Source organism: Streptomyces sp. NPDC006365 (assembly GCF_042870755.1).
Classification (GTDB): Bacteria; Actinomycetota; Actinomycetes; order Streptomycetales; family Streptomycetaceae; genus Streptomyces; species Streptomyces xiangluensis.
On sequence record NZ_JBIAHS010000011.1, the window covers coordinates 232707 to 245932 of the forward strand.

Here is a 13226-nt window from a genome sequence, read left to right on the forward strand (position 1 = left end):
TGCGGCCTCCTTCAGGGGCGCGCCAAGGTCACGACGTTCGCTTCATGCCCTTCTTCAGGTAGCCCATGTCCTCGTACACCGGTGTCTCGAAGCCGAACGCGCCCGCGTTGACCAGGTTCGGGCGGGCCGCTACGAGCTGCGGGCGCTGGTAGAGGGGGATCGAGCCGGCGGCGGCCCAGATCCGGGCGTCGGCCTTGCGGACCAGGGAGCGGGACTCCTTCTCGTCCAGTTCGGCGACGGCCTGGTCGAAGAGGTGGTCGACCTGGTCGGTGCCGACGCGGGTGAAGTTCTGCTCGACGTTGAGGGAGCCGTCCGCGGCGGGCACCGGCTTGGCGTAGATGGGGCGGGCGTCCGTGGCGGGGAAGGCGGACGCGGGCCAGGAGTAGAGCGCCAGGTCGTACTGGCCCGAGGCGATGTGGTCCTTGAAGTAGCTCGCGTCGGAGACCTTGGAGATCTCCGTACGGATGCCGATGTCGGCCAGCATCCGCGCGATGCGCTCACCGACCGCCCGCAGCGACTCCGTGCCGGGCCCTGACGGGAGCACGAAGCGCAGCGACAGGGCCTCGCCGTCCTTGGCGAGCGGACCGGCCGCGGCCCCCGCGGGGGCGGCGGTGCCCTTCGGCGCGTAGGCTCCTGGCGCCCCGCCGCGCTTGAGCTTCCCCTCCTGCGCCAGCTCCTGCTCCTCCTGCTCCTCGTCGGCCTCCTCGGCCTGCGCGGAGGCCTGGTCGAGGAGCGCCGTGCGCAGCTGGGCGATGGGCGCGGGCGCGAGCACGGCGGAGGTGCCGTGGTCGGCGGGCTTGCTGTCGTCGCCGGAACCCTCGCCGTACGACGCCTCGCCGGAGGCCGGGTCGTACGCCGCACCGGGTTTGTTGTCCTCGCCCACGATGTACGTGTCGTCGTCCGACTTCTCGGAGTTCTCGGAGTTCTCGGAGGCCTCGCTGCCCGCCCCCTTCGCCGCTTTCTCCTTCTCCCCCTTCTTTTCCTTGAGGGGCCCGCCCCGTTTCCAGCCAGCGTCCGAGAGCAGCGCCTGGGCCTCCTCGGTGTCCTGCTCACCGAGGGCGCCGCTGCTGTCGGCGTACGCGGCCTGACCGGCGAGGGCGAGATGGCTGCCGACGGGTTCGGCGGGCAGGCCGAGAGGCTGGAGTACGACCCTGGCGAGTTCGTCGCGGTCGAGCGCGCGGGCCACGGCGCGGCGGACGCGCTCGTCGGCGAGCGGGCCCTCGGCGCCGTTGAGGGCGAGCTGTGTGTAGACGGGTTCGAGGGACTTGCGGACCGCGAAGCGGCGCAAGGCCGACTGCTCCTCGCGGTACTTCGCGATCTCCTTGCTCCGCTGCTCGCGGGCGGTGACCTCCTCGTCGGCCGCCTCCTCGTCGGAGCCGTTCGCGATCGCCCAGGAGCGCAGTGCCCGGGCGGGCGTGAGTTCGGTGCCGGGGCCGTGGGCGAAGGGTGCCCCGGCGGATCCCTTGGCGCCGGCGGCGGCTGTGATGCGCCGCGCCGCGGAGGCGTCGATCTCGGCGAGGTCGAGCCGGCCGGCGGCGAGCGCGGCGGCGCGTTTGTTGCGCGGTACGGCGCGCAGGACCAGCTCGGAGAGTTTGGGCTGGTGGCCCCACCAGCGCGGGTTGCGCTTCAGCCTGACGTCGCCGGCCTTGCGATCGACCTTGTCGATCTTGAAGGGACCGGCGGTGACCTTCAGCTTGCGGCGGGCGCCGTCGTTGAAGGTGTCCGGGGTGCCCATCACGTCCTTCGGGTACAGCGGCGAGAACAGCGACCGCCAGTCCGCATACGGCTTGTTGAAGGTGACCCGTACCTCGAGGTCGTCGTCGCCGCGCTCGATCTTCTCGATGCGTTCGTAGCCGGCGTTGCGGGCCGTCCAGTACGCGGTGTCCTTGCCGGACAGGGCGCGCCACTGGGCGGCGAAGTCGGCGGCGCCGATCTCGCGGCCGTCGCTCCAGACGGCCTGCTGGTTGAGCTTGTAGAGCACGACCTGCTTGGGCTCGCGCTCGACGATCTCCGCGGACTCCAGGTAGTCGGGGTTACGCTCGGGCCTGCCCTTCTCGTCGAGCCGGTACATCGAGGGCAGGACAGCGCCGGCCACGCGTGAGGTGGTCGCGTCGGCGTCGGCCTGGAAGGTGTTGAGGGTCGCCGGGACGGTGTCCACGGCCCAGCGCACGGTGCCGCCGTCGGCGATCCGGTCACGCTCCGCGGGAGCGATGTCCTGCCCGGCGAGGGGCCGGGAGGCCGGGTCCTCCTCGCTGCACGCGGCGAGGGAGGTCACCGCGAGCACGCCCGCCGTGAGGAACGCGACCGAGCGCATGGATGCGCGCGGTCCGACGCCGTGGTGGGACATGACTGATACCTCCGGGGCGGTTCTGATCACGTGGGCTGAACACACGGGCTGAGTCACTTGGGCTGAACACGCGGAATGTCGCGTTTGGTGAGTTAGATCACGTTTGGCCGTATTATGGAGTTGATCAGATCTATTGCCCTACTGAAGGGGCAAGCCCCCGAGTCGGAGCGGCGCCACGGCGAGGGGTGAGCGAAAGCTCACCCATGCGGCCTAGCAAAGGGCGCACTGCCGACAGCGGGGGCGCGCGTGTGGCGTGAATGCGCGACACGATCGGTTAATCCGTGCAGATCCCTTCACAGGGGCCGATGTGACGCGCGACACTCGCAGGCGCATGAACGTTGCCGCCTTGGGCCGCAGGGTCCGCGGAAGTGAGGGCAAGTCATGTCCGTGCAAGACGACCTGACAACAGTCCAGCGCGCTCTCGACGACCTGTACCGGTCCGTGGGGCGCCTGGAACAGCAGATCGGTGGCGGTCTGGAGATGCGCCGTGTGCGCACCGACGCCGACCACCTGCGCGAGAGCGTGGCGCTGCTGCGCGAGGCCGCCCCCGGCCTCAAGGCACCGCGGCGTCCCGACCTCGTGTCCATCCCCGACACCCCGTACGACAGCACTCTGTGGACGGACTCGGACGACGAGGGTCTCGGCGCCCGCGACCGGCACGCACCCTGATCCGACTGGAGTCCACCCCCTTGGCCACTGGTACGGAACCCGAACTGAACAGCGGCGGCGTAAGAACCCCCACGCGCGCCGCGATCGCCGCCCCGCATCTGCGGACGGACCGCTGGTGGCTGGCGCCTGCCACCACCGCGGCCGGTCTGCTGGCCTTCGTCGTCTACTCGACGTGGCGGGCGTTCGCGAACACCGACTACTACGCGGCGCCGTACGTCTCGCCGTTCTACTCGCCCTGTCTGGCGGAGAACTGCGAGCCGATGCGGGCGGGCCCGAACTGGGAGATCTTCGGCGGCTGGTGGGGCCTGTCCCCCGCCCTGCTCATCCTGATCTTCCCGCTGGGCTTCCGGCTGACCTGCTACTACTATCGCAAGGCCTACTACCGGGGTTTCTGGGCCTCACCCCCGGCCTGCGCGGTCGCCGAGCCGCACAAGAAGTACACCGGCGAGACCCGCTTCCCGCTGATCCTGCAGAACATCCACCGCTACTTCTTCTACGCCGCGATCCTGGTCGCCGGCATCCTCACGTACGACACCGTGCTCGCCTTCCGCGACGAGCACTACGAGTGGGGCCACATGGGTCTCGGCACCCTGGTCTTCCTGGTCAACATCGTGCTGATCTGGGCGTACACCCTCTCCTGCCACTCGTGCCGGCACATCGTCGGCGGGCAGCTCAAGCACTTCTCCAAGCACCCCGTGCGCTACCGGATGTGGCAGTGGGTCGGCAAGCTCAACGCCCGGCACATGCTGCTCGCCTGGGCCTCGCTGGTGAGCGTGGCGCTCGCCGACTTCTACGTGTATCTGGTCGCGTCCGGTGCCTTTGACGATCCGAGGTTGTTCTGATGCCCGTAGTTGACCGGCAGGAGTGGGACGTCGTCGTGGTCGGCGCGGGCGGCGCCGGGCTGCGGGCCGCGATCGAGGCGCGGGAGCGGGGCGCGCGTACGGCCGTGATCTGCAAGTCGCTGTTCGGCAAGGCGCACACGGTGATGGCCGAGGGCGGCATCGCGGCGGCGATGGGCAACGTCAACGCCGGGGACAATTGGCAGGTGCACTTCCGCGACACCATGCGTGGCGGCAAGTTCCTCAACCAGTGGCGGATGGCCGAGCTGCACGCGCAGGAGGCCCCGGACCGCGTCTGGGAGCTGGAGACCTGGGGCGCCCTCTTCGACCGTACGAAGGACGGGCGGATCTCCCAGCGCAACTTCGGCGGGCACGAGTACCCGCGGCTCGCGCACGTCGGCGACCGTACGGGGCTGGAGCTGATCCGCACGCTCCAGCAGAAGATCGTGTCGTTGCAGCAGGAGGACCACAAGGAGACCGGCGACTACGAGTCGCGGCTGAAGGTCTACCAGGAGTGCACGGTCACGCGGATCCTGAAGGACGGGGAGCGGGTCTCCGGTGCCTTCTGCTACGAGCGGGAGTCCGGCCGATTCTTCGTCCTCGAAGCCCCTTCGGTCGTGATCGCCACCGGTGGCATCGGCAAGTCCTTCAAGGTCACGTCGAACTCGTGGGAGTACACCGGGGACGGGCACGCGCTGGCGCTGCTGGCCGGGGCACCCCTCCTCAACATGGAGTTCGTGCAGTTCCACCCGACGGGCATGGTCTGGCCGCCGTCGGTGAAGGGCATCCTCGTCACCGAGTCGGTGCGCGGGGACGGCGGGGTTCTGCGGAACTCCGAGGGCAAGCGGTTCATGTTCGACTACATCCCGGACGTGTTCAAGGAGAAGTACGCGCAGTCCGAGGAGGAGGGCGACCGCTGGTACGAGGACCCGGACAACAACCGGCGTCCGCCCGAGCTGCTGCCGCGTGACGAGGTGGCGCGGGCCATCAACGCGGAGGTCAAGGCAGGCCGTGGTTCGCCGCACGGCGGGGTCTTCCTCGATGTGTCGACCCGTATGCCGGCCGAGGTGATCAAGCGGCGGCTGCCATCGATGTACCACCAGTTCAAGGAACTCGCCGACGTCGACATCACCGCCGAGGCGATGGAGGTCGGGCCGACCTGCCACTACGTGATGGGTGGGATCGCGGTCGAATCGGACACGGCGGCGGCGCGCGGGGTGCCTGGGCTGTTCGCGGCCGGGGAGGTCGCGGGCGGTATGCACGGCTCCAACCGGCTCGGCGGCAACTCGCTCTCCGACCTGCTGGTCTTCGGCCGCCGGGCCGGGCTGCACGCCGCCAGGTACGCGACCGATGCGGGCGAGCGGCCCGCGGTGGACGATGCCCAGATCGACGCGGCGGCGGCGGAGGCGCTGCGGCCGTTCTCCGCGGAGGGCCCCGAGGCGGGTGCGGAGGAGGCGGGACGGCCGCCGGAGAACCCGTACACCCTCCATCAGGAGCTCCAGCAGACGATGAACGACCTCGTCGGCATCATCCGCCGGGAGGCGGAGATGGAGTCGGCGCTGAAGAAGCTGGCAGACCTCCGCGTGCGGGCGCGGCGGGCGGGAGTCGAGGGGCATCGGCAGTTCAACCCCGGCTGGCACCTCGCGCTCGACCTGCGCAACATGCTGCTGGTCAGCGAGTGCGTGGCGCGCGCCGCCCTGGAGCGTACGGAGTCGCGCGGCGGCCACACCCGTGAGGACCATCCGACGATGGAGCGGGAGTGGCGGCGGATCAACCTGCTCTGCCAGCTGACCGATCCCACGGGCGGCTTGGCGGCCACGGATCCGGTACGCGGCCAGATCAAGCTCCTCCGGGAGACCACCGAGCCCATCCGCCAGGACCTGCTCGCCCTGTTCGACAAGGAAGAGCTGGTCAAGTACCTCGCCGAAGAGGAGCTGTACGAGTGAGCAGCTATGAGGCCCGCTTCAAGGTGTGGCGCGGGGACGCCGAGGGCGGTGGCCTGGAGGACTTCAAGGTCGAAGTCAACGACGGTGAGGTGGTGCTGGACATCATCCACCGGCTCCAGGCGACCCAGACCCCGGATCTGGCCGTGCGGTGGAACTGCAAGGCGGGCAAGTGCGGTTCGTGTTCGGCGGAGATCAACGGCCGGCCGCGGCTGATGTGCATGACGCGTATGTCGGTGTTCTCGCGCGAGGAGACGATCACGGTAACTCCCTTGCGGGCGTTTCCCGTTGTACGGGATCTCGTTACCGACGTCGGCTTCAACTACACGAAGGCGCGGCAGGTGCCGTCCTTCGTGCCGCCCGCCGGTGTCGGTCCCGGCGAGTACCGGATGATGCAGGAGGACGTGGACCGCTCGCAGGAGTTCCGCAAGTGCATCGAGTGCTTCCTGTGCCAGGACACCTGCCATGTGGTCCGGGACCACGAGGAGAACAAGCCGGCGTTCGCGGGGCCCCGTTTCCTGATGCGGGTGGCGGAGCTGGACATGCACCCGCTGGACGCGGCGTCCGAGACCGGACTGGACCGCAAGACCACTGCCCAGGACGAACACGGCCTCGGCTACTGCAACATCACCAAGTGCTGCACCGAGGTCTGCCCCGAGGGCATCAAGATCACGGATAACGCCCTGATTCCCTTGAAGGAACGGGCGGTCGACCGCAAGTACGACCCGCTGGTGTGGCTGGGGTCGAAGATCAAGAGGCGTACCTCCTAGATCCTCCCGGACTCCTGGGACCTCTGGCTCCTCCTAGAACAGGCTCAGCAAGGCTTCCGCCGGGTCCGTGAGGCCTGTGTCGCCGTTCGGCAGGGGGAGTTCGAACCAGACCGTCTTGCCGCGCGGGGTGCGGCGAGAGCCCCAGGCGGCGCTCAGGAGACCGACGAGTTGCAGCCCTCGGCCGCCCTCGTCCGTGTCGCGGGCGCGGCGGCGGCGGGGCTGGACCAGGCCGGCGTCCCAGACCTCGCAGACCAATGTGCGGTCGAGCAGCAGCCGGAGCCTGATGTCACCCTCGCCGTAGCGCAGGGCATTGGTCACCAGCTCGCTGACCAGCAACTCCGCGGTGTCGACGAGCGGTTCGAGGTCCCAGCTCAGGAGCTGGCCACGGGCGAACTCGCGCGCCCGGCCCACGCTGCGCGGCTCGCGCGGCAGGGTCCAGTCGCCTACGGACTCGGCGGGCAGTCCCTGGACACGGGCCATCAGAAGCGCGATGTCGTCCTCGCCGTGATGGGTGTCGAGGGTGTTGAGGACGTGGTCGCAGACGTCCTCCAGGGATCGGGAGGTGTCGGCGCGCCACGCCGCCGTCCCCGGGTGGTGGCCGGGTGACGGGTGGGGCGGGTCCGTCAGAGCGCCCACGAACGCTTGCAGACCCTCGTCCAGCGGGTGGTCGCGCGATTCGACCAGTCCATCCGTGTAGAGCGCCAAAAGCGAACCTTCGGGAAGTTCGACCTCCACCTCCTCGAACGGCTCTCCGCCCACACCGAGCGGCATGCCCGGCGGCACGTCCAGCATCAGCGCGTTCTCACCGGGCTCCACCAGTACGGGCGGCAGATGGCCCGCGTTGGCGAATGTGCAGCGGCGCGTGACGGAGTCGTAGACCGCGTACACACAGGTGGCGAGGTACACCTCGGAGAGGTCGGCGTCGCGCTGCGACTGGCGGCCCGCGGTGCGGGTGGCCTGCTGAATGCCGCCGGGGGTGCCGAGGCCGCGGGCGATCTCGTCCAACGCCGAGAGGACCTCGGCCGGTTCGAGGTCGAGCAGTGCCAAGGTGCGTACGGCCGTACGGAGTTCACCCATGGCGACGGCGGCGCGCAGACCGCGGCCCATCACGTCGCCGACGACCAAGGCCGTGCGGTGACCGGGGAGTTCGATGACGTCGAACCAGTCGCCGCCCACCTCGGTCGCCGCGTTCCCGGGAAGGTAGCGGCAGGCGATGTCCAGGCCGGAGGCCTCCGGGTCGCCCGGGGGCAGCAGGGAGCGCTGGAGTATCAACGCGCGTTGGTGCTCGCGGCGGTACAGGCGGGCGTTGTCGATGCAGACGGCGGCGCGCGCGGCCAGTTCGACCGCGAGGCCGCGATCCCGATCCCCGAACGGCTCGCTGCCCTTCGTACGCGAGAACTGGACGAGGCCGACGACCGTGTCGTGCGCGACCATCGGAACGGCGAGCGTGGACTGGATCAGGCCACCCTCCTCGCCGAGGACGGTCTTCGGGCGGGCGGTGCGCAGGGCGTCCGCGCACTCCGAGTTGAACGCGAAGTGGTGCACGGCGCCGACGTTCACCGGCTCGGGGCCGCCGATGAAGGGCGCGTCGGAGACGGCGCTGGCGAAGGCGACCCTGCGCAGCTCCGCGCTCCCGTCGGCGAGCCCGGGCGGCGTCTCGTCGCCGGCGAGCAGCCCCTGGTAGAGGTCGACGGAGGCGAGGTCGCAGAAGCCGGGGACGGCCACGTCGAGGAGTTCGCGGGCCGTGGTCTCCAGGTCGAGGGAGTTGCCGATGCGCGCCCCGGCCTCGTTCAGCAGGGCGAGATTGCGCCGGGCAGCGGCGGCCTCGCGGGCGGCGGCACGACGCGCCGTGACGTCGGTGCCCAGCCAGGCGATGCCGATCGGCCGGCCCGCACCGCTCTCCACGCGATAGAGGTTGACGGACCAGTTCCGGCGCTCGGGCGAGCCGGGCACGGTGCCCGTGACCTGCATGTCGGTGACGGATTCGCCGGTCTCCAGGACGCGGCGCAGCGTCGCGGAGACCCGCTCGGCCTCGTGGGGCACCAGATAGTCCCTGACGGTGCGTCCGCGGTGGTCGTTGGCGGTGCCGCCGAAGACCAGGGCGAACCGCTCGTTGACCCGGCGGATCTTGAACTCCGTGTCGATCAGCAGGAAGCCGAACGGGGATTGGCCGAAAACCGCCTGCGCGGCAGCCAGATCCGTCTCAATTCCGCGCAGGGTGCGGACGTCGACGACGATGCACAGGGCGGCTTTCTCGCCCTCCTCCGTGCGCGTCGGCATGACGTAGACCTCGGCAAGTCCCTCCGTGCCCGCACCGGACTCCGCGTCGTCCGGCACCCGGAAGGGGACGACGCCCGTCCATTCCCGGCCGTCGAGGATCTCGGCCATCTTCCGCTGGCCGCGCTCACGCAGATCGGGATCGACGAAGGCCTCGATGGGATCCATGCCCACGGCCCGCTCGGCCCTGATGCCGAAGAGCTTCTCCGCGCGCAGACTCCACTGGTCGACGAGGCCGTCGGGGCCGATCGAGAACGAGGCGACCTTGATGTAGTCGTAGATCGAGCCGGGTGGACTGCTCTGCCACACCACGCCGTCGACCTCGCCGTCGACCCCGCCGTCGACGCCACTGACCGGCACACCGGCCCTCGCGTCGCCCCCCGGGTCCTCGGACTCCATGGACTCCGCAGTCTCCGTGGCCTTCGCTGGTATCTCGCTCACGCGAACCGTCCCCTCCAGCTCACCGCGTCCGGCATCGGTCACCGGGGGCGGCTGCCCGCAGTATCCAGCAGTACGGCGCCGCACAACACGGTGTTCACGATCACAGCACGGTCCCGATGCATTTTGGACCGGCCGCGACACACACTCCCAGTCTTCTAACCAGGGCGCGCCCCGTCGAATCACAGACTCCTACAAGCCCTCAGGACCGGCCAGCCCCTTGCGGCACCGGCTGACTCGTGAATCGCCACCGCTCAGTCCGGCGGAGCCAGTTCGAACCACACCGTCTTGCCCGCCGCGCCAGGGCGGGTGCCCCAGCGGCGCGCGGAGCAAGCCACGAGGTGGAGCCCGCGACCGCCCTCGTCCTCGGGGCGCGCGGCGCGCTCGTGCGGCAGGTCCGGCAGGGGGTCGGAGACTTCCACGAGCAGGCCGTCGACAGGCTCCGTGGGGCGCACGAGGCGAACGTCGATGGGCCCCATGGCGTGCTGCAGGGAGTTGGTGACCAGCTCACTGACCAGCAGCGCGGTCACGTCACCGAGGGATTCGAGGCCCCAGGCGCGCAGCTGGCTCCGGACGAAGGTACGGGCGGCTCGTACGGAACCGGGATCCGCGGGGAAGGTCCACTCGGCGACCTTGCCATCGGTGTGGATCACGCGGATCACTCCCGGGCCTGAAGCGGATGTAGTCCGGTTTCGCGGGGTTAATGGGGACATACCCGGTATGCGGGGCGGAGTACCGCGCGCCGGGGCTCACTGTGGCACGAACGGCGTACGGGCGCCTCGGGCGTACCGGGCGGAGGCCGCGCGCACGGGGCGAAGTCCGTATGCCACGACGTCCCACACTTGCGTGCATGGTGTACGGAGTTGCGTATGTCACAGCACTGGTGGCGTCCGCGTACCCCACGCCGCGGAGCTCACGCCTCCGGTGCCGGATCTTGCCAGGCGTGACGCGCGACCTCCATGACGGCCGGTACGTCCTGATCCAGCCAGTCGACGTCCCAGATCTCGTCCGGTGCCAGCCAGCGCAACTCGTCGTGATCCTCAAGGGGTTTCGGGTCGGCGGAGTCGGGGAGCAGCCGGGCGGTCCAGACGTGGAGGGTGTACGGGGGCTTCAGGGGCCACTCCCCCGGGATCCGGGCCAGCGGCTCCGCCTCCACGCCGAGTTCTTCGCGCAGCTCGCGTACGAGGGCGTGCTCGGGGGTCTCGCCGGGTTCGACCTTGCCGCCGGGGAGTTCCCAGCGGCCGGCCAGGTCCGGGGGTGCGCTGCGGCGGGCGGCGAGCAGGCGGCGCTCGCCCTCGCTCAGTACGGCGGCCCCTACCACCACGATCCGTTCCGTCATGCGGTGGAGACTACGGGCTTCCGTTCTGGCCGTTCTGTTCGATGCACTCGATCAAGTACAGCTGGTTGGGGCCGTGGCCTTCGAGGCGGCCCGCGATCTTCTCGGCTTCGATCCTGGTCGCGCACCTGCTGACGGTGTAGCGGTTGCCGTTGTCGTCGCGTCGTACGACGAGCCAGGGCAGCGTGATGGTGCCGTCGCTCATCGCGCTCCCCCTCCGCGTTCCGACCCGCACTCCGACCCGCTCCATAAGGACACCGCAACCGCAATCCGCATATGCCCGAGCCTACGCCTAACCTTCACGCAGCGCGCATGGGTTTTTACAGATTGGGTTCGTTTTCAGGAGCGGGTTCGTTGCGGTTGCTCGCGCCCACGAACCCAACACCCCACCCCCGTAGGCGCCCCGCCCAGCCGCCGGGGGCTACCGCACGGGCAAGTGGTACGACACCCGGTACCGGTCGGCCGGTACCACCACATCCGCCGTCTCCACCGGTCGGCCCGACGCGAAGAACGTGCGCTGGATGACCAGGACCACGTGGCCGGGAACGCCACCGAGGGCGGCGAGTTCCTCGGCGAGACCAGGCCGTGCGCCGACTTCCTCCGTGACGTTGTCGACGATGACGTCGATCGCCGCCATGCGTTCGGCCACGCCCATGCCGCCGAGAGGGCCCTCCTCGGGGAGCATCACGGGCGTACGGCCCGTGACGGCCAGCGGTTCCCAGGACGTGGAGAGCATGATCGTCTCACCCCCGTCCCGGAACACGTACTGCGTGCACATCACGCGGTCACCAGGCTCGATGGCCAGCCGCGAGGCGACCGAGGCGCTTGCCTCGGCCTGCCGGCTGTGCGACTCCCACGTGCCGCGCGCCTCGGCGTCGGCCTGCTCCTGGCGGAACGGGGTGGCGCCGGTCTCCGGCCGGTAACCGGAGCGGGCGATGCGGCGCGGCACGGGGCGAGCGCGCACATACGTACCGGATCCCGAGCGGCCCTCGACCAGGCCCTCGGCCATCAGCACCTTGCGGGCCTCCAGGGCGACCGTGTCCGAAACTCCGTACTCCTGGCGGATTCTGGCCTGGGACGGGAGCCGGGTGTGGGGTGGCAGCGAACCGTCGACGATCTTCTTGCGGAGATCACCCGCGACGCGGAGGTACGCCGGCTGCTCACCGAATGCCACTGGCCGCTCCCATCAGGTTGTACAGACAGCAACAGCGTGGCAACCCAGGGTTGCCCTGGGCAAGTAAGGGCCAGAGATTCACTCGATGTGATGACATGGGGTGTGGCGGGTCTTTACCAGGTGCTTTCTCTCGGCTATGGCCGCCGAGATCCGCTCTCGCCGACGGTCACACTTCGGCGCCGCCGCCCCCCGTGCCGCCGCCTTCGCCGTTTTCGTCCTCGTAGTACGTCGGCAGGTTCGTGGCCAGGCCCAAGGCCTTGCGTGCGGTGATCGTCTGCTTGGGGTCGGTGAGGTTCACGCCCTTCTCGTAGTGCTCGTAGAAGGCGTCCGCGTCGTCGGCCTTGCCGGCCTGCTGCCACTCCTTCTGGGCCGTGTCGAGGTCCTTGACCAGCGCGGTGACCGGACCCTGCGCTTCGGCGCCCCAGTCGTGGGCGCGAAGCATGCCGACCTGCTCGGTCAGGGCGCCGGAGACTCGTGCCGCCCACTGCTTGTGACCGGGCAGGTCGTCCTCGACGTACTCCTCCGCGGGTGCCGACTCCATCGCCTCGTTGTGGATCTGTTCCGCCTTCAGGTACGCGATCTGGTCGGCGTCGAGCGTGGTCGCGTCGTTGCGCAGTGAGCCGGTCAGGCCGGCGGACGGTTCCTTGTTGCCGAACAAGCAGCTGATCTCGCGGTCGCCCAGGCCCCAGCTCTGGCGGGTAGGGGTGAAGTAGTAGATGTCGACATTGTCGGGCACGGCCCAGGAGTCCATCGCGTACGCGGGCTGAAGTGTGTAGCACTTTTCGTCGGCTGCCTCGGTGATGGCCGCGTCACCCGGGTAACTGCCGTCGCCCATCTGGAAGTTCGCGAAGACCTCACCGTCGTGCTTGTCCGCGCACGGCACCTTGTCGACGTCGTACGCCACGCCCTCCAGCGAGCCCTCCGGCGTATCGAAGCACTCGCCCTTGTCGACGGAGAAGGCCGTGCCCTCCTGTGCGCCCTCCTTGAAGCGCTCCCAGAACTCGGCCGCTCCCCCGCTCGCGAATGCGAACGCGAGGAAGGCCGTACCGAGCCCCGAAAGGATCACGCCTGCGAGCGCCATGCCCTTGCCGTGCTCGCCCTTCTTCTTGATCTGCGCCAGCGCGATGACGCCGAGGATCAGTCCGATCAGCGGCAGGAAGCAGAGGATGCCGAGCACCAGCGCGGCGATGGCGAATCCATTGACGGGAGGAGGGGGAAGGGGAGGGGTGTACGGGGGGTGGCCTTGGCCCCAGTGCTGATAGCCGTACGGGCCCGGTGCCTGACCGTGGCCGGGTTGCGCGCCGTACGGGCCGGGAGGCGGGTACTGGCCGCCTGGGGGCTGCTGGGGCCCAGGGGGCGGAGGTATGTCCACTAGTACCGTGCTCCTCGTCCGAGCGGTTCGAGAACTGACGTACGACAGGCGCATGGTAAGC

The 13226-nt window shown here is 69.7% G+C and carries 11 protein-coding genes; 4 read left to right on the top strand and 7 right to left on the bottom strand.

Annotated features, from left to right (window positions below; translation table 11 throughout):
* Positions 1–28 precede the first annotated feature (28 nt).
* Complete coding sequence (locus ACFYO0_RS28350) at positions 29–2347, bottom strand: ABC transporter family substrate-binding protein (RefSeq protein WP_388681529.1); 2319 nt, start codon at positions 2345–2347, stop codon at positions 29–31.
* Between the two features lie 381 nt (positions 2348–2728).
* On the opposite strand from ACFYO0_RS28350, the gene ACFYO0_RS28355 reads away from it, so the two are divergent.
* From ACFYO0_RS28355 to ACFYO0_RS28370, 4 genes are read left to right on the top strand one after another with little or no spacing between them, the layout of a single operon-like run.
* Positions 2729–3016 (top strand): hypothetical protein, encoded by a 288-nt coding sequence (locus tag ACFYO0_RS28355; RefSeq protein WP_388681532.1) that lies wholly within the window; start codon positions 2729–2731, stop codon positions 3014–3016.
* 20 nt (positions 3017–3036) lie between these two features.
* Entirely contained in the window at positions 3037–3858 is an 822-nt protein-coding gene (locus tag ACFYO0_RS28360) for a hypothetical protein (RefSeq protein WP_344394048.1), read from the top strand.
* Complete coding sequence (locus ACFYO0_RS28365; RefSeq protein ID WP_388681534.1) at positions 3858–5801, top strand: fumarate reductase/succinate dehydrogenase flavoprotein subunit; 1944 nt, start codon at positions 3858–3860, stop codon at positions 5799–5801. The genes ACFYO0_RS28360 and ACFYO0_RS28365 overlap by 1 nt, the downstream gene beginning before the upstream one ends.
* Positions 5798–6568 carry a succinate dehydrogenase/fumarate reductase iron-sulfur subunit gene (locus tag ACFYO0_RS28370; RefSeq protein ID WP_388681537.1) on the top strand — a complete coding sequence of 257 codons (771 nt, stop codon included), beginning with the start codon at positions 5798–5800 and terminating at the stop codon, positions 6566–6568. Before ACFYO0_RS28365 ends, ACFYO0_RS28370 begins: the two co-directional genes overlap by 4 nt.
* Before the next feature lie 33 nt (positions 6569–6601).
* On the opposite strand, the gene ACFYO0_RS28375 is transcribed toward ACFYO0_RS28370, so the two are convergent.
* The 6 genes from ACFYO0_RS28375 to ACFYO0_RS28400 form a co-directional block, all read right to left on the bottom strand.
* Positions 6602–9286 carry a SpoIIE family protein phosphatase gene (locus ACFYO0_RS28375; protein ID WP_388681540.1) on the bottom strand — a complete coding sequence of 895 codons (2685 nt, stop codon included), beginning with the start codon at positions 9284–9286 and terminating at the stop codon, positions 6602–6604.
* A gap of 251 nt (positions 9287–9537) precedes the next feature.
* Positions 9538–9996: an ATP-binding protein gene (locus ACFYO0_RS28380; protein ID WP_388681542.1), complete on the bottom strand. Its 459-nt coding sequence runs from the start codon at positions 9994–9996 to the stop codon at positions 9538–9540.
* A gap of 200 nt (positions 9997–10196) precedes the next feature.
* Positions 10197–10622 (bottom strand): (deoxy)nucleoside triphosphate pyrophosphohydrolase, encoded by a 426-nt coding sequence (locus ACFYO0_RS28385; protein WP_388681544.1) that lies wholly within the window; start codon positions 10620–10622, stop codon positions 10197–10199.
* A 10-nt stretch (positions 10623–10632) separates the two neighbouring features.
* Positions 10633–10824 (bottom strand): SPOR domain-containing protein, encoded by a 192-nt coding sequence (locus ACFYO0_RS28390; RefSeq protein ID WP_388681546.1) that lies wholly within the window; start codon positions 10822–10824, stop codon positions 10633–10635.
* Between the two features lie 216 nt (positions 10825–11040).
* Positions 11041–11793, bottom strand: coding sequence for a GntR family transcriptional regulator (locus tag ACFYO0_RS28395; RefSeq protein ID WP_388681548.1), 753 nt, complete (start codon positions 11791–11793; stop codon positions 11041–11043).
* A gap of 166 nt (positions 11794–11959) precedes the next feature.
* The gene (locus tag ACFYO0_RS28400; RefSeq protein ID WP_388681550.1) at positions 11960–13219 is read right to left on the bottom strand and encodes a DUF4190 domain-containing protein; all 1260 of its coding nucleotides are present in this window, start codon (positions 13217–13219) and stop codon (positions 11960–11962) included.
* Positions 13220–13226 lie beyond the last annotated feature (7 nt).